General features: G+C 67.8%; 19 protein-coding genes. All 19 read left to right on the top strand.

The annotated features are described in order from the left end of the window. Nucleotides 1–100 precede the first annotated feature (100 nt). The 19 genes from CI41S_RS13195 (at nt 101) to CI41S_RS13290 (ending at nt 20,956) form a co-directional block, all read left to right on the top strand. Nucleotides 101–919, top strand: coding sequence for a helix-turn-helix domain-containing protein (locus tag CI41S_RS13195; protein ID WP_139859472.1), 819 nt, complete (start codon nt 101–103; stop codon nt 917–919). A 133-nt stretch (nt 920–1,052) separates the two neighbouring features. Next, the gene (locus tag CI41S_RS13200) at nt 1,053–2,063 is read left to right on the top strand and encodes a branched-chain amino acid ABC transporter permease (protein ID WP_139859474.1); all 1,011 of its coding nucleotides are present in this window, start codon (nt 1,053–1,055) and stop codon (nt 2,061–2,063) included. Between the two features lies 1 nt (nt 2,064). Beyond that, nucleotides 2,065–3,147, top strand: coding sequence for a branched-chain amino acid ABC transporter permease (locus CI41S_RS13205; RefSeq protein ID WP_139859476.1), 1,083 nt, complete (start codon nt 2,065–2,067; stop codon nt 3,145–3,147). Then, nucleotides 3,140–3,922: an ABC transporter ATP-binding protein gene (locus tag CI41S_RS13210; RefSeq protein ID WP_139859479.1), complete on the top strand. Its 783-nt coding sequence runs from the start codon at nt 3,140–3,142 to the stop codon at nt 3,920–3,922. Before CI41S_RS13205 ends, CI41S_RS13210 begins: the two co-directional genes overlap by 8 nt. Continuing rightward, nucleotides 3,915–6,128, top strand: coding sequence for an ABC transporter permease (locus tag CI41S_RS13215; protein WP_139859481.1), 2,214 nt, complete (start codon nt 3,915–3,917; stop codon nt 6,126–6,128). The genes CI41S_RS13210 and CI41S_RS13215 overlap by 8 nt, the downstream gene beginning before the upstream one ends. A 3-nt stretch (nt 6,129–6,131) precedes the next feature. Then, a complete protein-coding gene (locus CI41S_RS13220; RefSeq protein ID WP_139859483.1) occupies nt 6,132–6,965 on the top strand; it encodes a phosphoenolpyruvate hydrolase family protein in 834 nt (277 codons plus the stop codon). Nucleotides 6,966–6,989: 24 nt separating this feature from the next. Continuing rightward, the gene (locus CI41S_RS13225; RefSeq protein WP_139859485.1) at nt 6,990–9,884 is read left to right on the top strand and encodes a flotillin family protein; all 2,895 of its coding nucleotides are present in this window, start codon (nt 6,990–6,992) and stop codon (nt 9,882–9,884) included. 9 nt (nt 9,885–9,893) lie between these two features. Further along, a complete protein-coding gene (locus CI41S_RS13230; protein WP_139859487.1) occupies nt 9,894–10,331 on the top strand; it encodes an SRPBCC family protein in 438 nt (145 codons plus the stop codon). A 225-nt stretch (nt 10,332–10,556) separates the two neighbouring features. After that, a complete protein-coding gene (locus CI41S_RS13240) occupies nt 10,557–11,000 on the top strand; it encodes an SRPBCC family protein (RefSeq protein WP_139486261.1) in 444 nt (147 codons plus the stop codon). Between the two features lie 12 nt (nt 11,001–11,012). Then, nucleotides 11,013–11,831 (top strand): FAD binding domain-containing protein, encoded by an 819-nt coding sequence (locus CI41S_RS13245; protein WP_139859491.1) that lies wholly within the window; start codon nt 11,013–11,015, stop codon nt 11,829–11,831. A 6-nt stretch (nt 11,832–11,837) separates the two neighbouring features. Continuing rightward, on the top strand, nt 11,838–12,317 hold the full coding sequence (locus tag CI41S_RS13250) for a (2Fe-2S)-binding protein (protein WP_139486263.1): 480 nt from the start codon (nt 11,838–11,840) through the stop codon (nt 12,315–12,317). A 12-nt stretch (nt 12,318–12,329) separates the two neighbouring features. Next, a complete protein-coding gene (locus CI41S_RS13255) occupies nt 12,330–13,919 on the top strand; it encodes a xanthine dehydrogenase family protein molybdopterin-binding subunit (protein ID WP_139859493.1) in 1,590 nt (529 codons plus the stop codon). A gap of 2 nt (nt 13,920–13,921) precedes the next feature. Next, entirely contained in the window at nt 13,922–14,944 is a 1,023-nt protein-coding gene (locus CI41S_RS13260; RefSeq protein ID WP_139486265.1) for a xanthine dehydrogenase family protein molybdopterin-binding subunit, read from the top strand. 9 nt (nt 14,945–14,953) lie between these two features. Further along, on the top strand, nt 14,954–15,835 hold the full coding sequence (locus CI41S_RS13265) for an AAA family ATPase (protein WP_139859495.1): 882 nt from the start codon (nt 14,954–14,956) through the stop codon (nt 15,833–15,835). Continuing rightward, nucleotides 15,832–16,950 (top strand): vWA domain-containing protein, encoded by a 1,119-nt coding sequence (locus CI41S_RS13270; protein ID WP_139859498.1) that lies wholly within the window; start codon nt 15,832–15,834, stop codon nt 16,948–16,950. Before CI41S_RS13265 ends, CI41S_RS13270 begins: the two co-directional genes overlap by 4 nt. Further along, complete coding sequence (locus CI41S_RS13275; protein ID WP_139859501.1) at nt 16,947–17,837, top strand: amidohydrolase family protein; 891 nt, start codon at nt 16,947–16,949, stop codon at nt 17,835–17,837. The genes CI41S_RS13270 and CI41S_RS13275 overlap by 4 nt, the downstream gene beginning before the upstream one ends. A gap of 45 nt (nt 17,838–17,882) precedes the next feature. After that, nucleotides 17,883–18,731 carry an MBL fold metallo-hydrolase gene (locus CI41S_RS13280; protein WP_139486269.1) on the top strand — a complete coding sequence of 283 codons (849 nt, stop codon included), beginning with the start codon at nt 17,883–17,885 and terminating at the stop codon, nt 18,729–18,731. 16 nt (nt 18,732–18,747) lie between these two features. Further along, nucleotides 18,748–20,319 carry an isochorismatase family protein gene (locus tag CI41S_RS13285; RefSeq protein ID WP_139859504.1) on the top strand — a complete coding sequence of 524 codons (1,572 nt, stop codon included), beginning with the start codon at nt 18,748–18,750 and terminating at the stop codon, nt 20,317–20,319. Nucleotides 20,320–20,329: 10 nt separating this feature from the next. After that, the gene (locus tag CI41S_RS13290) at nt 20,330–20,956 is read left to right on the top strand and encodes an FMN-dependent NADH-azoreductase (protein ID WP_139859506.1); all 627 of its coding nucleotides are present in this window, start codon (nt 20,330–20,332) and stop codon (nt 20,954–20,956) included. The last annotated feature ends 125 nt before the right edge of the window (nt 20,957–21,081 follow it).

Here is a 21,081-nt window from a genome sequence, read left to right on the forward strand (position 1 = left end):
AGAAGCGCGGTTGCAACAAGCGGCCTGCTCGCCCTTGCTTTCCTCCGGCGGATGTTGAACGCTTGTTGAAAAGACAAGAACATCCCGCGGGAGGGGAGGCATGAGCAGGGCGCTTGCCGTCTTCCACGGCCGCTTCGGTCGCGCGACGGTCTATCAGTTGAACCGTCCCTTCAACGTGCATGCGCACCGCGAAGGGCATCTGATCTTTCATGTCGGCGGCACGCCGGCGCAGATCGACGTCTCCGAGCAGCGCCTGCTGCTCAAGGACGACACCGTGGTCGCGGTCAACCCCTGGGAACCGCACAATTTTCTGCCGACCGACATGGATCACGGCGCGATCTTCTTCGTGCTCTATGTCAACGCCGAGTGGTTCGCGCCCGATGCGGCGAATGCGCAGAGCATGCGGTTCGGCCGCACCTTCTTTCCCCGCACCGAGGCGCTCGACAAGCACATCCGCCGCACCGCAGCTTTGGTGTGCGGCGCGCCGTCGCTGCGCAGCCTCGACAGCGAGCTGAGGCAGCTGATCGATTCCTGCTACGAGGAGAGCTGGCGGGCGGCGCAGGAGGCGCGCACCACGGCCGCGGTCACCGATTTCCGCGTTCGCAAGTCGATCAAGCTGATGTCGGAAAGCCCCGGCGCCGAGATCGAGCTCGACGCGATCGCGCGCGAGGCCGGGCTGTCGCGGCCGCATTTCTACCGGCTGTTCCGCACCCAGACCGGCGTCACCCCGCACCTCTACATGAACACGCTGATCATGGAACAGGCGCTGGACGCGCTGGTCGCGACGGAAGCGCCGATCGCCGACATCGGCTTCGACCTCGGCTTCTCCTCGCAGAGCGGCTTTACCCGCTTCTTCTGCGCCAATGTCGGCATGGCCCCGACCGACTATCGCCGCGCCGCCAAGGTGCTGCGGCCGTGAGGCGAGTTCCGGATAAGCCACAGGAGAATCGATAAAAGATACTCTCGATCAAATCCGCCTGCTTCTCCCCCGATAGGATGGCCGGCACGCGACCCGGCAGACGGTCGCGGCTACCTGAGGGAACGCGACGGAGATGGCCTCCTTCATCGAACGCCATCCGGCCTGGGCGCTGATCGCCATCATCGCGGTCGCGGTGCTGCTGTGGCTGGTGTTTTCGATCTGGCCGCCGGGGCTGGAAGCCGCGATCGGCCGCAAGCGCGTGTTCCTCAACGCGGTCTTGAACGGCATCACGCTCGGCGGGCTGTATTTCCTGGTGGCGAGCGGCTTCACGCTGATCTTCGGGTTGATGCGCAACGTCAACCTCGCCCACGGCTCGCTCTATCTGTTCGGCGGCTATATCGGCTACGCCGTCAGCACCTGGACCGGCTCCTGGATCCTGAGCTTCATCGTCGCCTTCATCGTGGTGGCGCTGGTCGGCGTGATCCTGCAGCTCGCGGTGTTCCGCCGCATGGAGGGCCAGGATTTGCGCCAGACCATGGTGACCATCGGGCTCTCGATCGTGTTCGCCGACCTGATGCTTTGGGTGTTCGGCGGCGATTTCTACCAGATCCAGACCCCGCGCTGGCTGATCGGCCCGGTGCAGCTGCCGCTGCTCACCGCGATCAAATCCTCGGGCGAGCCGGTCTATCTGCAATACCCGCTGGTGCGGCTGGTGATCTTCGCGGCCTCCGTGGTGATCGGCATCGCGATGTGGCTGGCGCTGAACCGCACGCGGATCGGCATGATCGTGCGCGCCGGCGTCGACGACCGCGACATTCTGGCCGCGACCGGGGTGCGCATTCAGCTCGTGTTCGTGCTGGTGTTCGCGCTCGGAGCTGGATTGGCCGGCATCGCCGGCGTCGTCGGCGGCACCTTCCAGTCGCTGTCGCCGGGCGAGGACACCCGCTTCCTGCTGGCCTCGCTCGTCGTCGTGATCGTCGGCGGCATGGGCTCGATCCCGGGGGCGGCGCTCGGCGCCGTCATCATCGGCCTCGCCGAGCAGCTCGGCTCGGTCTACATCCCGACCTACGCCATCGTCGTCACCTTCCTGATCATGGTGCTGGTGCTGGCGCTGCGGCCGCAGGGCCTGCTCGCGAGGCGATGAGATGTCGCTGCTGCAGAGCACCCAGTTCCGCCCCGACCCGTCAGCCACAACGGCGCGCCGCGCCTTCATCCGCGCCTGGCCGGACTTCCAGAATCCGGCCGCGTGGATCGTCGCGCTGATCCTCGTGATCATGCCGCTGATCGCGAGCGGCTTCTTCCTGATCGAGATCTTCGCCACCACGCTGATCCTCGGCGTGATCGCGCTCAGCCTGATGTTCCTGGCCGGCTATGGCGGCATGGTCAGCCTGATGCAGCTCACCATCGCGGGCTTTGCCGGCTACATGGTCGCGGTGTTCGGCGTCAGCGCGAACACCAATATCAGCCTGGGCTGGCCGTGGTGGCTCGCGACCCCGATGGCGCTGGCGCTGGCGACATTGTTCGGCACGCTCGGCGGCGCGCTCGCGGTGCGCACCGAGGGCATCTACACCATCATGATCACGCTGGCGATCGGCGCCGCCTTCTACTATTTCACCAACCAGAACTGGGCGATCTTCAACGGCCACACCGGCATCAACACGGTGGCGACGCCGCATTTCTGGGGCGTCGACTGGCGCGCCGACATCGCCTTCTATTACATCACGCTCGGCGTCGCCGCGATCTGCTACTTCGCGGTCCAGTACGTCTCGCGCGCGCCGTTCGGCCTCGCGCTGCAGGGCGTGCGCGACAATTCCCGCCGCATGGCCGCGCTCGGCTTCAACCCCAATGCGCACCGCATCGCGGCCTACGCCTTCGCCGCCTTCATCGCCGGGCTCGGCGGCGTGCTGCAGGTCTGGAACTATCGGCAGATCTCGCCCGGCTCGGTCAGCGTCGGTGCCTGCATCGACGTCCTGATCATCGCCGTGGTCGGCGGCATCACCCGGCCGATCGGCCCGTTCATCGGCGCTCTGATCTTCGTGCTGCTGCGCACCTTCGCGCTCGATGTGCTGATCAAGTTCGGGCTCGACGGCAACCGCTTCCGCCTGCTGATCGGGCTCGGCTTCCTCGCCATCGTGTTCTGGTCGTCCGACGGCGTGATCGGCCTGTGGGAGCGCTGGCGGCGACGCAATGCATCCTCCGCATCACGTGCTGGAGGCCGCCATGGATAGCGTCGCGCATCGCCTGTCCGCGGTCGGCGCCGGCGCGGCACTGGAGCTGCGCGGCGTGACGCGGCTGTTCGGCGCGCTGGCGGCACTCACCGACGTCACCATCACGGTGCGGCCGGGCGAGCGGCGCGCGGTGCTCGGCTCCAACGGCGCCGGCAAGACCACGCTGTTCAACTGCATCACCGGCGACTTCCCGCCCTCCTCCGGCACCATCCGCTTCTTCGGCGAGGACATCACCCAGTTCCCGCCCTATGAGCGGATCCGCCGCGGGCTGCGCCGCACCTACCAGATCTCCGCGTTGTTCCCCGGCCTCACGGTACAGGACAACGTCTACCTCGCCTGCCGCGGCGTCTCGCGCGGCCGGTTCTCGTTCCTGCGCCCCGGCCAGAACGACGCGCTGATGCACGCCACCGATACGCTGGTGCAGGCGGTGCATCTGTCCGCCGTCAAGGACCAGCGCGTCGCCGAACTCGCCCATGGCCAGCAGCGCCAGCTTGAGATCGCGCTGGCGCTGGCCGGCGCGCCGCGCTTCATCCTGTTCGACGAGCCGGCAGCGGGATTGTCGCCGACCGAGCGCCGCGAGCTGATCGAGATCCTGACCTCGCTGCCATCGCATATCGGCTACATCATCATCGAGCACGACATGGACGTCGCGCTGCGTGTCGTCGAAAGCGTGACGATGATGCACAATGGCCGCATCTTCAAGGAAGGCCTGCCGCGCGAGATCGAGTCCGATCCCGAGGTGCAGGAGCTCTACCTCGGAGGCGGCCATGAGTGACCGCCGCGCCGCGCCTGCGCTCGAGGTCAAGGGCCTCGACGTCTATTACGGCCATTCGCACGCGTTGCAGGGCGTCGACCTCACGCTCGATACCGGCGTGTTCTCGGTGGTCGGCCGCAACGGCATGGGCAAGACCACGCTGTGCAAGGCGATCATGGGCCTGGTCCGCGCCAGCGCAGGCTCGATCCGGATCCGCGGCGACGAGGTCGCAGGACAAAGCCCGGCGCGGATCGCGCGGCTCGGCGTCGGCTACGTGCCGCAGGGCCGGCGGCTGTGGCGCTCGCTGACCGTCGACGAGCACCTCGCGCTGGCCGGCGGCCTGCGGCGCGGCCCGTGGACCATCGAGCGCATCTACGACACGTTTCCGCGACTGGCCGAACGCAAGAGCAACGGCGGCAACCAGCTCTCCGGCGGCGAGCAGCAGATGCTCGCGATTTCGCGCGCACTGCTGACCAATCCGCAGCTCCTGATCATGGACGAGCCGACCGAGGGCCTCGCGCCCGTGATCGTCGCGCAGGTCGAGGAGATGCTGCTGCGGCTCGGCGACGAGGGCGACATCTCGGTGTTGGTGATCGAGCAGAACATCGGCGTAGCGACGGCGGTGTCGCGCAACGTCGCGATCATGGTCAATGGCCGCATCAACCGCATCATCGACTCGGCCCGCCTCGCCGCCGATCGCGAATTGCAGCAGCGGCTGCTCGGCGTCGGCACGCATGGCATGGACGAGACCGACGCCGAGGCAGCAGCCCCGACGAAGACCGATGCGCCAAGTGCCCCGCAGCCGGAACGCAAGGGACTGGTCCGCATCTACGTCTCCAACCCGGTGCTGCCGACGCGCTGGTCGCAGCCGGTGCCGATCGCGCGCATCGAGGCCGCGGCGCGGACGCAGTCCGCCGGCGTGACGCGGCTCGAAGAGGCTACCCGGGCGCGGCGCGAACCGGCACTGTCGAAGACGTCGGGGCCGCCGGTCGTGCTGGTGGTCGGCACGCTCGACACCAAGGGCGCCGAGCTGCGCTATATCCGCGACATCATCGCCGGCAGCGGCCTGCGCACCCGCCTGGTCGACGTCTCGACCAGCGGCAAGCCGGCGAGCTGCGACGTCACCGCGCAGGAGATCGCGCTAAACCACGGCCGCGGCGGATCAGGCGTGTTCGGCACCGACCGCGGCGCCTCGGTGACGGCGATGGCTGAGGCGTTCGAGCGATGGCTGCGCCGCCAGGGCAACGTCGCCGGCATCATCTCGGCCGGCGGCTCGGGCGGCGCCTCGCTGGTCGCGCCCGGCATGCGCGCGCTGCCGGTCGGCGTGCCAAAGCTCATCATTTCCTCGGTCGCCTCCGGCGACGTCGGGCCCTATGTCGGCCCCGCCGATATCACGATGATGTATTCGGTGACCGACGTGCAGGGTCTCAACTCGATCTCCCGTGCCGTGCTCGGCAACGGTGCTAACGCGCTGGTCGGCATGGTCAAGGCGCGGCTCGACGTGCAGGCCAACAGGCAGCACGACACCAGTCCCAGCCTTCCCGCCATCGGCATCACGATGTTCGGCGTGACCACGCCGGCGGTGCAGAAGATCGCCGCCGATCTGCGCGAGGATTTCGAATGCCTGGTGTTCCACGCCACCGGCGTCGGCGGCCGCTCGATGGAGAAGCTGGTCGAGTCCGGGCAGCTCGCCGGCGTCATCGACCTCACCACAACCGAGGTCTGCGACCTCCTGATGGGCGGCGTGTTCCCGGCTACCGACGACCGCTTCGGCGCGATCGTCCGCAGCCGCGTGCCCTATGTCGGCTCGGTCGGTGCGCTCGATATGGTCAATTTCGGCGCGCCCGACACGATTCCCGAGCGCTACCGGCAGCGCAAATTCCACGTCCACAATCCGCAGGTCACGTTGATGCGGACGACGCCGGAAGAGAACGAGCGCATCGGCCGCTGGATCGGCGAGAAGCTGAACCAGATGGACGGCGTGGTACGCTTCTTCCTGCCCGAGGGCGGCGTCTCCGCACTCGATGCGCCGGGCCAGCCGTTCTGGGACCCCGAGGCGGACGCGGCGCTGTTCGGCGCGCTGGAGCGCACCGTGCGCCAGACCAGCAACCGCCAGATCATCCGCGTCAAGCGCAACATCAACGATCCCGAATTCACCGCCGCCATCGTCAGCACGTTCCGTCCGTTGCTCGGGCGCGCCGGTGGGCGGCGGAGAGTGGCGAGGTGACCCATGCCCAGGTTTGAACGCACGGCGCTGCTGAAGAAATTTCACGACATGATCGCGCGCGGCGAGCCCATCGTCGGCGGCGGCGCCGGCACCGGGCTGTCGGCCAAATGCGAGGAGGCCGGCGGCGTCGACCTGATCGTGATCTACAATTCCGGCCGCTACCGCATGGCCGGCCGCGGCTCGCTCGCCGGCCTGATGCCCTATGGCGACGCCAATGCGATCGTGGTGGAAATGGCCGGCGAGGTGCTGCCGGTGGTGACCAAGACGCCGGTGCTCGCCGGCGTCAACGGCACCGATCCGTTCCGCGACATGGACGTGTTCCTCGACCAGCTCAAGGCGCTGGGCTTTGCCGGCGTGCAGAATTTTCCGACCGTCGGCCTGATCGACGGCATCTTCCGCGCCAATCTCGAAGAAACCGGGATGTCCTACGCGCTCGAGATCGACATGATCGCCAAGGCGCATGACAAGGACATGCTGACCACGCCCTATGTGTTCAGCGAGCAGGAGGCCGCCGCGATGGCGATCGCCGGCGCCGACATCATCGTCTGCCACATGGGCCTGACCACCGGCGGCACCATCGGCGCGCAGACCGCGCCGAAGCTGGCCGACTGCCCAGCCCGCATCGAGGCCTGGGCGGACGCCGCGCTCAGCGTCAATTCGAACATCATCGTGCTCGCGCATGGCGGCCCGATCGCGGACCCGGCGGATGCCGATTTCATCATGAAGAACACCCGCAACTGTCACGGCTTCTACGGCGCCTCCTCGATGGAGCGGCTGCCGGTGGAGCGGGCGCTGACGGATCAGGTTCGCAAGTTCAAGGCGATCGGCGCACGATAGGCGCCGTGACCAAGGGAGGAAGATATGTCGGGGATGCTGGTCGGTGAATTGATCCTCTGGCTCATCGTCGCAATCGTCGCGATCGTCATCATCGTTTATGTCGTGAACTGGCTGTACCACCGCTCCTCGAAGGAGGTCTCCTTCGTCCGCACCGGTTTCCTCGGCGAGCGCGTGGTGATCAACGGCGGCGCCTTCGTGCTGCCGTTCATCCACGACACCACGCCGGTCAACATGAACGTGCTGCCGATGGGCATCGTGCGCTCCCGGCAGGATGCCGTGATCACCCGCGACCGCATGCGCGTCGACATCGAGGCCGACTTCTACGTACGCGTCCAGCCGACCCGCGAGGCCGTCTCGATCGCCGCCGCCACCCTCGGCCGCCGCACCATGGAGCCCGAGCAGCTGCACACCCTGCTCTCCGGCAAGTTCATCTCCGCGATCCGCTCGGTCGCCTCCGAAATGACGATGGAGCAGATGCACGAGCAGCGCGGCGACTATGTCGCCCGCGTCAAGGCCAATGCCGCCGAAGCGCTGGCGCAGAACGGCCTCGAGCTGGAGTCGGTCGCGATCACCGATCTTGACCAGACCGATCTGGAATTCTTCAACCCCTCGAACCGCTTCGACGCCGAAGGCCTCACCCGCTTGATGGAGGACATCGAGGCCAAGCGCAAGCTGCGCAACGACATCGAGCAGGACTCGATGATCAAGATCCGCTCCCGCAACCTCGAGGCCGAGCGCCAGGCGCTGGAGATCGAGCGCGAGAGCGAGACCGCCCGCCTCGAGCAGGAGCGCGACATCGAGATGCGCCGCGCGCTGCAGCGGACCGAAGTGACCCGCGAACGCGCCCTGCGCGAGACCGAGGCGGAGCAGGCCCAGATCGCCGCGCGGGAAGCCATCGAGAAGGCCCGCATCGCCAACGAGCAGGCGATCACCGAGGCGCGGATCGCCTCTGAACGCGAGACCCGGCACCGCGAGATCGAGCGCACCCGCGCCGTTGAAGAGCGCGAGCTGCTTGCGCGCGAGGAGATCGAGAAGGCCCGCATTGCCAACCAGCGCTCGGTCGACACCACGCGCATCGCCTCCGAACGCGAAGTGCGCCAGCGCGAGATCGAGCGGATGCGCACGGTCGAGGAGGCCGAGATCGCCGCCCGCGAGGCGATCGAGAAGGCGCGGATCCAGCAGGACCGCGTCGTCACCGACGCCCGCATCGCCAACGAGGAAGAGACCCGCCGGCGCGAGATCGAGCGCACCCGCGCGGTCGACGAGGCCGAGATCGCCGCGCGCGAGGCCACCGAGAAGGCGCGCATCGCCCAGACCATGACGGTCAATGTCGAGCGCATCTCGTCCGACGAGCGCACCCGCGCGCTGGAGATCCAGCAGGTGCGCATCATCCAGGAAGCCGAGATCGAGGCGCAGAAGGCGGTCGAAGCCGCCCGGATCGCCCGCGAAAAGACCTTGGCTGCCGAGCGCATCGCCGCCGACCACACCACGCGAAAGCTCGAGATCGAGCGCAACCAGGCGATCGAGATCGCCGGCATCAGCGCGCGCGAAGCCACCGAAGCGTCGCGGATTGCGCAGGAGGAGCACGTTCGCGCGCTCGAGATCGCCCGCACCCGCGCGATCGAGGAGGCCGATATCGCCTCGCGCGAAGCGATCGAGGCGGCGCGCATCTCGCAGGAAAAGTCGGTCGCCGCGCATCGCATCCGGGCCGAGCGCGAGACCCGCGGGCTCGAGATCGCCCGCACCGAGGCGATCGAGGCCGCCGAGCTGAAGCGGCGCGATGCCATCGAGCGGCAGCGCATCGATGTCGAGCTGGCGCTGGAGAGCGAGCGGATCGCCTCCTCGCGGACCCGCGAGGTGCTCAACATCGATCAGAAGAAGGCAATCGAAATCGCCGACGAGGAGCGCGTGATCGCGCTTGCCGCCAAGCGCTCGGAGCGGATCGACGCCGACCGGCAGGTGAGGCAGGCCGAGATCGTGGCCCGCAAGGAGGTCGAGACATCAGATGTCACCCGCGAGCAGGCGCTGGAAGCGGCCCGGATCGGGCGGCGCCGCGCCATTGAGCAGCTCGAAGTCGCGCGCAACCAGTCGCTGCAGGAAGCCGAGATCGCCGCGCGCGAGGAGGTCGAGCGCGCCCGCATCGCCTCCGACCGCGGCCTCGACGAGGCACGGATCGGCCGCGAGCGCGAGCTGCGCAAGCTCGAAGTGAACCGCGAAAAGGAGGTCGAGACCACGCTGATGGAGAAGGCGATCGCGATCCATCAGAAGTCGCTGGAGGAGTCCGCGGCGCGGGCCGCCGCCGAGGAAGCACGGATGCGCGCCACCGAAGCCGCCGAACGCGTCGTCACCGCGCGCGAGAGCGAGATCGCAAAACGCCGCAAGACCGTCGAGGTGCTGCTCGCCGAGAAGCAGGCCGAGGAGACCCGGATCGCGGCCGAGGCCGAGCGCGTGCGCTCCGCCGTCGAGGCCGAGGCGCAGCGCCTGCTCAACGAGGCCGAGAACGTGCTGACCGACCAGGCGCGCTACTCGCTGTTCCGCCGCAAGCTGCTCGACCGCATCGAGGGCATCGTGCGCGAGAGCGTCAAGCCGATGGAGAAGATCGAGGGCATCCGCATCCTCCAGGTCGACGGCCTCAACGGCAACGGCAACGGCGGCGGCAGCGGCCGCAGCGCCACCGACGAGGTGATCGATTCCGCGCTGCGCTACCGGGTGCAGGCGCCGCTGATCGACTCGATCCTCTCCGACATCGGCGTCGAGGGCGGGAGTCTGGCAAAAATGCCCGGCCTGATCCGCGAGGCGCGCGACATGCAGGGCATCAAGGACTCGGCGCGCAAGAGCGGCGGCGAGGCCAAGCCGGCGGCGCCGGAGGCTGGCGGCGGCGAGCCGCGCCCGGAGCGCGCGCCGCGCAAGAAGGACTGAGCTGACCCCATGGCACGAGTCTACGTTTCCACCGTCGTCAACGCCCGCAACGACCGGGTCTGGGCCCGCGTGCGCGACTTCAACGGCCTGCCGAACTGGCATCCCGCGATCGCCGAGAGCCGCATCGAAGGCGGCGAGCCCGCGGACAAGATCGGCTGTGTGCGCGACTTCCGGCTGCGCAACGGCGACCGAATTCGGGAAAAACTGCTGGGGCTGTCGGACTACGACACGTTCTGCACCTACTCGATCCTGGAATCGCCGATGGGCGTCGAGAACTACGTCGCCACGTTGCGGTTGACGCCGGTCACCGACGGCGACCAGACCTTTCTGGAATGGACCGCCGAGTTCGACTGCGCGCCGGAGCGCGAGACCGAGCTCGTCAACAACATCGGCGGCGGCGTGTTCCAGGGCGGCTTCGACGCGCTGAAGCGGGCGTTTGGAGGATGAAGACGTGATTGCAGCTGCCACGAACGATGCGCGTTGCGCCCCCTCGCCCCGCTTGCGGGGAGAGGGTCGGGGTGAGGGGGAGTCTCCGCAGGGACGGTGTCAGCTTGACTCGTGCAGAGTCCCCCTCACCCGGAATCTGCGCGTTGCGCAAATTCCGACCTCTCCCCGCAAGCGGGGCGAGGTGAAGCGGCCGCCCGTTCGAACCACATCGCTCGAGGTGTAGCCGTGCCGCATATCGTCAAGAGCACGATCCTGGATGCGCCGACCGATGCGGCGTGGGCGGTGCTGCGCGATTTCAACGGCCACGACCGCTGGCATCCGGCGGTCGCGACCAGCGCGATCGAGCGGGCGCAACCGTCCGACAAGATCGGCTGCGTCAGGCGCTTCAAGCTGAAGGACGGCTCCGAACTGCGCGAGCAATTGCTGGCGCTGTCCGACCTCGAACAGTCCTTCAGCTACTGCCTGCTCGATACGCCGGTGCCGATGTTCAACTATGTCGCGCATGTCCGCCTGCTGCCGGTCACCGACGGCGACCGCACCTTCTGGCACTGGGAATCGCGCTTCACGACGCGGCCCGAGGACCGCGACCGCATCACGCACATGGTTGCCGAAGACATCTACCAGGCCGGCTTCGCGGCGATCCGCCGGCATCTGAAGGAGGCCGCGTAAGCGGGGAACGACATGCCAGTTACGGTGAAGACCTTCACCAGCACCCATGACGCGGCGGCAGCGCTGTCGTCGGACCGCGGCGCGCGCTATCTCGGCGGCGGCACGCTGGTGATGCGGGCGCTGAACGAGGGCGACATTTCGATCTCGACCATCGTGCGCGCCAGCGACCACACGATGACGCGGATCGACGCGACCGGCTCGCGGATCACGCTCGGTGCCGGCGTCACCTTCGCGCGCATCCTCGCCGAGCGTGACCTCGGCTTCCTGCACGCCCCTGCCCGCTCGATCGGCGGGCCCGCCGTGCGCAACATGGGCACCGTGGGCGGCAATCTGTTCGCGCCGGTGCCCTATGGCGACTTCACGGTGGCGATGCTCGCGCTCGACGCCGTGGTGTCGGTGCAGGGCGGCCTTGGCGGCCGCGAGATCGCGCTCGACGAATTTTTGCAGTCGCGCGACCGGCAGAGCGGCGCGCTGGTGCTCGCGATCTCCTTCGCAAAACCCGGCAGCGCCGACGCGTTCCGCTACCGCAAGATCGCTCGGATCACGCCGAAAGGCGGCGCCGTGATCACGCTGGCCGCGCATCTGCCCGTCAATGGCGGCCGGATCGTCGGCGCCCGCGTCGCGCTCGGTTCGATGGCGCCGACGCCGATCCGCGCCCGCGCCGCCGAACGTGCGCTGGAGGGACGCTCGCTCGATGCGTCGACGATCAATGCCGCTGCTACGGCGGCCGCCGAGGGAACCACGCCCGGCGACAATGCGCTCGCCAGCGCCTGGTATCGCCGCGAGATCGTCGGCGTGCATCTCCGCCGTCTGCTCTCCGGTCAGGAATAGTTCGTCATGGCCAAGACCGCGCTTCAATTCCAGCACAACGGCCGCGACGTCGCGATTTTCGTCGACGGCGGCACCAATCTTCTCGTCGCGCTGCGCGAGCTGATCGGCGACATGACGCCGAAATTCGGCTGCGGCCAGGGCGGCTGCGGCACCTGCAGCGTCCTGATCGACGGCGAGATTCATCTCTCCTGCCTGACCTTGGCCGAGACGGTTGCCGGCCGCTCGGTCGAGACGCTCGACGGCATCAAGGACGGCCCCAATCTGCACCCGCTGCAGCGCGCCTTTGCCGACAATTTCGCCGCGCAGTGCGGCTACTGCACGCCGGGCATGCTGATGGCCGCGAAGGCGCTGCTCGACCGCAATCCGCAACCGAGCCGTGCCGAGGTAGTCGAGGCGATCTCCGGCAACATCTGCCGCTGTACCGGCTACGAGCCGATCATCAACGCCGTGCTGGCCGCCGCATCCGGCGGCCGGGCACGCGCGTAAAGGAAGAGTGCGATGCTGGAACTCCGCAAGGACCTGTTCGCCGACGAGCGCGACGATAACCTGAAAGAAATCGGCAAGGGCACGCAGCGCCAGGACATGCTCGGCCATGTCACCGGCACCTCGCCCTATTTCGACGATCACAAGCTGCAGGGCATGCTGCATTTGAAGGTGGTCCGCAGCGCCCATGCGCATGCCCGGCTGCGCCGCATCGATACCTCCGAGGCCGAGCGCTCGCCGGGCGTGCGGCGGGTGATCCGTGCCGCCGACGTGCCGCGCAATCTGAACACGCTGCTCAGCCTGATCAATTTCGGCAAGGACGACGAGCCGTCGCTGGCGGTCGACAAGGTACGCTACAAAGGCGAGCCGGTCGTCGCCATCGTCGCCGACAGCCCGCGCGAGGCCTATGAGGCCATCGCGAAGGTGAAGATCGACTATGAGCCGCTTCCGACGGTGTTCGACGTCGAGGACGCGCTGAAGCCGGGCGCACCCGTGGTCAACGAGGTCTATCCCAAAAACACCTTCACCTATCACGAGACCTACGATCACCAGCAGCTGCGTTTCGGTGACGCCGACCGTGCACTGGCCGGCGCCGACCATGTGCTGGAGCAGCGCTACCAGATGTCGCCGATCGAGCACGCGCCGACCGAGACCAACGGCTCGATCGCAGCGCCCGACACCAACGGCCGCTACATCGTCTACACCTCGACGCAGGCGTTGTTCTTCTCGGTCGACACCTGCGCGAAGATCCTCGACGTGCCGTCCAACACCTTCCACTTCATCGGCGGCACGGTCGGCGGCGGGTTCGGCGGCAAGGTCGACACCCTGACCGAGCCGCTCTGCATCCTCGGCGCGATGCTGACCGGACGGCCGGTGCGCTACGTGTTCGGGCGCGAGGAGGAGATGCAATACGGCCCGCCGCGCGGCGCCGAGCGCATCTACATCGAGGACGGCGTGATGCGCGACGGCCGCATCGTCGCCCGCAAGGTGCGCGCCTATTTCGACAGCGGCGCCTATACGCGGTTGTCGAGCTACGCGGCGGTGAAATGCGCCGCGCATCTGCCCGGCCCCTACACGATCCCGAACGTCCATGGCGATGTCTACTGCGTGTTCACCAACCGCACGCCGGCGACCGCGATGCGCGGCTTCGGCGTCACCGCGATGGATTTTGCCATCGAATGCCAGATGGACAAGCTCGCGCATCTGGTCGGCATGGACCCGATGGAGTTCCGGATCCTCAATGCGTATCGCGACGGCGACATGAAGGCGCACCGCCGCGAGGCCAAGAACACGGCGCTGATCGAATGCGTGCAGGTCGCCGCCGAGAAGGCCAAATGGCCGATCCGCGACGAATTCAAACGGATGTCGTCGCGTAAGGATGGCGGCGGCGCGCGCGCTGCCGTAACCCCGACCCCGCGCGAGGTGCCTGCGCCGCCTGCGGCCGCACCCGTGCAGCCGCGCACGACGTATGACCGAGCGCCGGCCGCAAGCCGCGAGCCGCCGCCCCCGCCTCCTCCGCCGGCGCCACCACCGCCACCGCGACCATCGGCGCCGTCGCATGGCGCCACCCGCTTCTCTTCCGTCTTCGGCACCAGGAGGCGCTGACCATGACCAGGCATCGCGGGCGCGGCATCGCGTCGGTCAACTATCCCATCGGCATGAATCTCGGCGGCGATCCGAGCCAGGCGCTGGTGCATTCGAATCCGAGCGGCAAATTCACGGTGGCGCTGTCCTCGATCGATCTCGGCCAGGGCATGAAGTCGGTGACGCGGCAGATCTGCGCCGAGACGCTCGGTGTTCCCGTCGAGGACGTCTATGTCGACACGGCGGATTCCGACACCGGCCCGCACTGCATGGGCTCGTTCGCCTCGCGCGGCACCCATCGTGTCGGCAACGCCGTGATGGCGGCGGCGCGCGAGGCGCGCGGCGTGATGATGGAAGCGGCCGCCGAGGAGCTTGAGGTGAACGCCGCCGATCTCGAGACCGACGGCCGCGGCAACATCCATGTCAAGGGCGCGCCGCACCGCTCGATCTCGACCAAGGACGTCGCGATCGCCGCGCAGTTCAAGCAGGGTAAGACCATCTCGGGCCGCGGCATCTTTCTGGTGCCGCTGTCCGACGTCGATCCGGAGACTGGCGAGATGTCGCCGGCGACGTGCTACGCGCATGCCTGCCTGGTCGCCGAGGTCGAGGTCGATGACGAAACCGGCGAGGTCGCCATGGTCAGGATGGACTCCGCCTATGAGCTCGGCCGCGCGCTCAATCCACGATTGGTCGAGCAGCAACTGGTCGGCGGCGCCTGGATGGGCGTCAGCCACGCGCTCTACGAGACGCCGGAGCCGTACTATCCGGAGCCGGTGCACGGGCCGCGCGACTTCGTCGAATATCTGATGCCGGGTCCGGGCGACATCTGCCCGCACGATATCGCGGTGCTGGAACGTCCCGCGCCCGACGGGCCGTTCGGCGCCAAGGGGCCGGGCGAGATGTGCGCCAATCCGGTGCTGCCCGCGGTCGCGAATGCGATCTTCAACGCGGTCGGGGTACGGATCGACGATCTGCCGATCACGCCGGAGAAGGTGCTGCGCGCGATCAAGGCGCAGGGCGGCGCGCGGCCGCAGCCGCGGCGCTGAGGTTTTGCCATGCCGGTCCGCAGCAACATCGTCGGCATCGACAGCCCGGAGGCGCTGGAGAAGGCGCTGCGCGCGGCCTATTACCTCGCCGACGACGGCATCGCGACCGCGTCCTATCTCTCGCTCGCGCTCGGCAAGCCGCTGCTGCTCGAGGGCGCGCCCGGTGTCGGCAAGACCGAGGCCGCGAAGGCGATCGCCGCCGTGCTCGGCCGCAGGCTGATCCGCCTGCAGTGCTATGAGGGCATCGACGCCTCCGCGGCGCTCTATGAGTGGAATTATCCGCGCCAGATGCTGGCGATCCGCCAGGCCGGCGAGGAGAGCATCGACATCTACGGCGAGTCGTTCCTGATCGAGCGTCCGATGCTCGCTGCGTTGCGGGCGCCCGATGCGACGGTGCTGCTGATCGACGAAATCGACCGCGCCGACCAGGAGTTCGAGGCCTTCCTGCTCGAATTCCTCTCCGACTTCCAGATCTCGATCCCGGAGCGCGGCACGGTGCGCGCCGCAGAGCATCCGGTCGTGGTGCTGACCTCCAACCGGACCCGCGACCTGCACGAGGCGCTGCGGCGGCGTTGCGTCTACCACTGGATCGACTACCCGAACGCCGAGCGCGAGGCGCGGATCGTGATGATGCGGGCCTCCAGCGTCGCCGAAGCCACGGCCCGCGCCGTGGTCGCCGCGGTCGGCCGTCTCCGCCGCGAGCCGCTGAGCAAGGCCCCGGGCATTGCAGAAGCCGTCGACTGGGCTGAGGCCGCAACCCTGCTCAACAAGGGCGGCGCGCGCTGGCCCGACGCGTTCAAGCGCTCGATCGGCGTAGCGCTGAAGGACGAGGAAGACCTGCATTACATCTCGCCCCGGCTCGACGCCATCATCGCGGAGGCGGCCGCGTGAGCGACGATCCCAGGCTGCCGCGCGCCGCGCAAATCTTCGTCTCCTTTGTCGTGCTGCTGCGCGCCAATGGCTTTTCAGTCGCGCCGGAGCAGACCACGAGTTTTCTGGCCGCGATCGAGCTGCTCGGGCCGCGCAGCCTCGAGCACATTCGCCAGGCCGGGCTCGCGACCTTGGCGCCGCCGCCAGAGCGCCGCGCGACCTATGACCGTCTGTTCGACATCCATTTCCGCGGCGCGGAGGCGATCGAGCAGGCCGAGGGCGAGGACGAGGAGACCGTCCGCCTGCAGGAACAAGGCCGCGGCGACGACGAACCGCCGCTCGCTGAGGAGGCCAATGAATCCGGCCTCGCCGCCGCGCGCGCCGAGGCGCTGGTCGAACGCCGCTTCGCGCAGACGTCGATGAGCGACCCACTGCGAAGATTGTCGCGCGAGGCGGCCCGGCGGCTGCCGCGGCGGCGCGGCCACCGGCGGCGGCGGGCGCGCTCCGGCCCGTTCGCCGATCTCCGCCGCACTTTGCGCGACAGCGTCCGCAATGACGGCGAGGTGCTGCGGCTCGGGCGGCTGCGCCGCCGGCCGCGGGCGCGAAAAATGCTGCTGCTGATCGACGTCTCCGGCTCGATGAAGGCGCGCACCGAGGAGAACATGAAGCTGGCGCATGCGCTGATGCAGTCGGCCGGCAATGTCGAGGTGTTCACCTTCGGCACGCGGCTGACCCGCGTCACGGGTGCGCTGCGGCTGAAGCGCCGCGAGCAGGCGCTGAGCGCCGCATCGTTCCTGGTCAGCGACTGGGACGGCGGTACAAGAATCGGCGACGCGCTACAGGCGTTTCTGGCCGTGCCGCGGTTCGGCGGCTATGCCCGCGGCGCCGCGGTCGTGATCGTCTCCGACGGCCTCGAACGCGGCGATCCCGCCGCGCTGCGCGATGCGGTGGCAAAGCTGGCGCGGCGGGCTTGGCGGGTGAGCTGGCTGACGCCGCTGGCGACCTCGCCGAGCTTCAAGCCGCAAACCGAGGCGCTGGTCGCGATCGAGCGCTTCGTCGATGATCTCGTCGACGGCGGATCGAGCGCGTCGATCGTCGCGCACCTGCTGTCGCTTGGACGAAGGAGAGCTGCGTGACCGACATTGTCGACGGCCATCACCACATCTGGCGACAGGCCGATCTCGCCTGGCTGTCGGGCCCGATGCAGCCGCGCATCTTCGGCCCCTATGAGCCGATCCGCCGCGATTATCCGATTCAAGAGTATCTCGACGACCTCAAGGGCACCGGCGTCACCCGCTCGGTCTACGTCCAGACCAACTGGCCGACCGGCCAGTTCGAGGACGAGGCCGCTTGGGTGCAGCAGACCGCCGACGCGCATGGCTGGCCACACGCGCTCGTCGCCTACGCCGATTTTTCCGTCGACGACGTCCGCCCACAACTCGATCGCCTGAAACGCTATCCGCTGGTGCGCGGGGTGCGCATGCAGCTGCACTGGCACGACAACCCGCTGTATCGTTTCGCGACGCGGCCCGATCTCTGCGCCGATCCGACCATTCGGCGCAATATCGGCTATCTCGCCGACTATGGCTGGAGCTTTGATCTGCAGGTGTTCGCGCCGCAGATGACTGATGCCGCCGGCCTCGCCGATGCCTGCCCCGGCGTGACGTTCGTGCTGCAGCATGCCGGCATGCTGGAGGATCTGTCGCCGCAGGGCCGCGCCGCCTGGCGCGCCGGCATGGCGCGCCTCGCGCAATGCCCGAACGTGGTCTCAAAACTGTCCGGGCTCGGCACCTTCATCCACCGCAACGATGGCGCGCATATCGCGGATGTCGTGACCGACACCGTCGCGATCTTCGGCGCGGAGCGCTGCCTGTTCGGCTCGAACTTTCCGATCGAGAAGCTGTGGACCAGCTACCGCGACCTCATCGGCGCCTTCAAGGAGGCGGCTGCGCGCCTCACGCCTACGCAGCGCGAGGCGATCTTCAGTAGCACGGCGGCGCGAGTCTATCGGCTAGGGCCGTAGGCGCGGCGCGCGCAAAACGACACAACAGGAATTGGGAGGGATGTAATGCCGTTGGAGATCAAGATCCTGGACTATGGCGATATCGAGCTGGAATCGAGCTTCCTCGTCCTGGGACACAATTGCGGCCGCACCAAGCGTGTGCTGACGCTCGGCTTCTTGATCCTCGGCGGCCCCTACCCCGTGCTGGTCGACACCGGCTATCGCTCCAACCAGATCATGGAGACGCTCGGCATGCGCGGGCTCCAGTTCCACGAGAACATGATCGAGAACCAGCTCGCCCGCCACGGCGTGCGGATGGGCGACGTCCGCTTCGTCTGCCACACCCATCTGCACATCGACCATGCCGGCAAGGACGATCTGTTCCCGATGAACACCACCGTCGTGCTCAACCGCAAGGAGCTGGAATACTCCGTCTCCGGCCTGATGCACCCGCAGTATCCGGCCCCCGACATCAAGCATTTGATCGACCGCCTGCACACCAAGAGCGCGCTGCGCTTCCTCGATCTCGAGGTCACCGGCCCGGTCGAGCTGATGCCGGGCGTCTATTGCGACGCCGCCAACGCCCACACCGAGGGCTCGATGAACATCCACGTCCACACGGCCGACGGCATAGCGACGATCTGCGGCGACGTGATCTATGACTTCAACGATCAGATCGTAAATCCCTTCAACGAAATTCACGACGCCGAGCCGCGCACCACCGGCAACCACGGTACCAGCAAGCGGGCGGAGAAGGCCGCGATCAAAAAACTGCTCGCCGGCTCGCGCTACCTGCTGCCGGTGCACGATCGCCCGGCGAAGATCGAGGGCGGCATGGTGGTGGGGCGGCTGCACGACCAGGTGCCGGGGCCGGTGGTGCAGAGCCTGCCGCAACGCAGCTGGTTTCCGGCGTAAGTGAAGGATCGACGCGATGACGCATGTCACGCTGCGCAGCGAGTTCGAGGACTTGATCGACCCCTACGCGCCGGTCGGCCAGGTCGGCACGGGCTTTGATTTCACCGAGGGCCCGATCTGGCATCCGCTCGAACACTTTCTGCTGTTCTCCGACATGCCCGGCGACGTGCGCCGGCGCTGGGATGCGCGGCGCGGCGTGGTCGAGGTCCGGCGCCCCTCGAACAAATGCAACGGCATGACCTATGATGCCGACCTCAATCTGATCGTCTGCGAGCACGCGACGTCGTCGCTGATCCGCGAGCGGCCGGACGGACGGCGCGAGGTACTGGCCTCGCATTACGACAACCAGGAGCTCAACAGCCCCAACGACGTCTGCGTGCACTCCTCGGGTGCGATCTATTTTTCCGATCCCTGGTATGGCCGGATGCCGGTCTATGGCGTCGAGCGGCCGCGCCAGCTCGGCTTTCAGGGCGTCTACCGCGTGCCATCAGGCGGCGGCGCGCCGCAGCTTCTCGTCGACCGCTATCTGTTCGAGCAGCCGAACGGGCTGTGCTTCTCGCCCGACGAGCGCATCCTCTATGTCAACGACACCGTGCAGGCGCTGATCCGTGCCTTCGACGTCACCGCCGACGGCGCACTCGCCAATCCGCGGGTGTTCGCCTCCGGCATCCGCTCCGAGCTCGAGCCCGGCCTGCCCGACGGCATGAAGTGCGACCAGCGCGGCAATGTCTGGGTCACCGCGCCCGGCGGTGTCTGGGTCTATTCGCCCGCCGGCAATCTGCTCGGCAAGGTCCGCCTGCCGGAGCTGGTCGCCAATCTCGCCTGGGGCGGACCTGATTTCCGCACGCTCTATCTGACCGCGACCCATTCGGTCTATGCGATCCCGACAAAAGTCGGGCCGCGCCACGAGCCCTATATGAGCGGCAAGCCCGGCGGCGCGGGCGCCGCCTCGTCGACGGCGGTGCCGAACCTCGCTACCGGCGAGATGCGGATCGATCCGCAGCGCTGTGCGATGATCATCCAGGACATGCAGAACGACGTCATCATGGATGGCGGCGCGTTTGCGGATTCCGGCGCGCCCGCGCATGCGCGCCGGCAGCACGTTGTCGAGAACGTCCGCCGCGTTGCCGAGGCGGCGCGCGCCCGCGGCGTCGCCATCATCCATGTCTGGTTCGTCGTCGAACCCGGCGCACCCGGCGTGACCTTGAATGCGCCGTTGTTCGAGGGGCTGGTCGACAGCAAGGCGATGGTGCGCGGCAGCTGGGGCGCCGCGCCGGTCTCCGGCCTCGAGCCGCGTCCGGGCGACTTCGTGGTCGAGAAGATGCGGATGAGCGCCTGGGAAGGCACCCGGCTGGAGACGATCCTGAAAGCCACCGGCCGCGACATGATCATCAACACCGGCGCCTGGACCAACATGTCGGTCGAGCACACCGCACGCACCGGCGCCGACAAGGGCTACTTCATGATCGTGCCGGAGGACTGCTGCTCGACCATGAACGCCGACTGGCACAACGCTGCGATCAATTTTGCGCTGCAGAACGTCTCGGTGGTGACCAACGCCGACACCGTGATCAAGGCGCTTGGCTGAAGGGGCGGTGGTGCCAAAGCTGCTTCACCTCGCCTGCTCGCCCCGCACTGAGTCGGAATCGGCCGACGGTGCGCGGGTCTTCCTCGACGCCTTTCGCACGGCGCGCCCGGACTGGGAGATCGATGCGATGAACCTATGGCGCGATCCGCTGCCGGATTTCGAAGGCTATCTGCTGGAGGCCAAATATTCCCGGATCGGCGGCAAGCCCTTTACCAACTCGCAGCGCGATGCGTTCGCGGTCGCCGAGCGCCTCGCGCTGCGGCTGTCGCTGGCCGATCGCGTGCTGATCTCGACGCCGATGTGGAATTTTTCGATCCCCTACAAGCTCAAGCAGTGGCTCGACGTGATCATCCAGCCCGGCCTGACCTTCCGCTTCGATCCCGCGACCGGCTACCTGCCGCTGCTCAAGGACCGGCCGACCGTCGTGATCGTCGCCAGCGGCAGCGACTTCGTCACCGGCATGAACCGCGGCCGCATCGACATGGCGACGCCCTATCTGCGCGAGGCATTGCGCTTCATCGGCATCAGCGACGTGCGCTTCGTGCCGATCGGCCCGACCACCGGCCCCACCGAGCCGATCCGCGCCGCGCGCGAGGCCGCGCATCGCAGGCTGGCGGAGATGGCGGGAAGGTTTTGACGAACGCCACTGTCAGTCCCGTCACCCTGATCAGGGGTTTGCTCAACTTGCTCGGTGTCATCACCCGGCTTGACCGGGTGATCCAGTATTCCAGAGACGCCGGTGATAGAAGCGAGGGGCCGCGG

This window comes from Bradyrhizobium ivorense (assembly GCF_900696085.1).
Lineage (GTDB): Bacteria > Pseudomonadota > Alphaproteobacteria > Rhizobiales > Xanthobacteraceae > Bradyrhizobium > Bradyrhizobium ivorense.

What these genes read in the sequence shown, in the direction of transcription:
- CI41S_RS13265 (WP_139859495.1), top strand. Translation starts at nt 14,954, where the DNA reads ATGCCGGTCCGCAGCAACATCGTCGGCATCGACAGCCCGGAGGCGCTG.
- CI41S_RS13210 (WP_139859479.1), top strand. Translation starts at nt 3,140, where the DNA reads ATGGATAGCGTCGCGCATCGCCTGTCCGCGGTCGGCGCCGGCGCGGCA.
- CI41S_RS13260 (WP_139486265.1), top strand. Translation starts at nt 13,922, where the DNA reads ATGACCAGGCATCGCGGGCGCGGCATCGCGTCGGTCAACTATCCCATC.
- CI41S_RS13205 (WP_139859476.1), top strand. Translation starts at nt 2,065, where the DNA reads ATGTCGCTGCTGCAGAGCACCCAGTTCCGCCCCGACCCGTCAGCCACA.
- CI41S_RS13195 (WP_139859472.1), top strand. Translation starts at nt 101, where the DNA reads ATGAGCAGGGCGCTTGCCGTCTTCCACGGCCGCTTCGGTCGCGCGACG.
- CI41S_RS13220 (WP_139859483.1), top strand. Translation starts at nt 6,132, where the DNA reads ATGCCCAGGTTTGAACGCACGGCGCTGCTGAAGAAATTTCACGACATG.
- CI41S_RS13250 (WP_139486263.1), top strand. Translation starts at nt 11,838, where the DNA reads ATGGCCAAGACCGCGCTTCAATTCCAGCACAACGGCCGCGACGTCGCG.
- CI41S_RS13280 (WP_139486269.1), top strand. Translation starts at nt 17,883, where the DNA reads ATGCCGTTGGAGATCAAGATCCTGGACTATGGCGATATCGAGCTGGAA.
- CI41S_RS13230 (WP_139859487.1), top strand. Translation starts at nt 9,894, where the DNA reads ATGGCACGAGTCTACGTTTCCACCGTCGTCAACGCCCGCAACGACCGG.
- CI41S_RS13225 (WP_139859485.1), top strand. Translation starts at nt 6,990, where the DNA reads ATGTCGGGGATGCTGGTCGGTGAATTGATCCTCTGGCTCATCGTCGCA.
- CI41S_RS13245 (WP_139859491.1), top strand. Translation starts at nt 11,013, where the DNA reads ATGCCAGTTACGGTGAAGACCTTCACCAGCACCCATGACGCGGCGGCA.
- CI41S_RS13215 (WP_139859481.1), top strand. Translation starts at nt 3,915, where the DNA reads ATGAGTGACCGCCGCGCCGCGCCTGCGCTCGAGGTCAAGGGCCTCGAC.
- CI41S_RS13255 (WP_139859493.1), top strand. Translation starts at nt 12,330, where the DNA reads ATGCTGGAACTCCGCAAGGACCTGTTCGCCGACGAGCGCGACGATAAC.
- CI41S_RS13200 (WP_139859474.1), top strand. Translation starts at nt 1,053, where the DNA reads ATGGCCTCCTTCATCGAACGCCATCCGGCCTGGGCGCTGATCGCCATC.
- CI41S_RS13285 (WP_139859504.1), top strand. Translation starts at nt 18,748, where the DNA reads ATGACGCATGTCACGCTGCGCAGCGAGTTCGAGGACTTGATCGACCCC.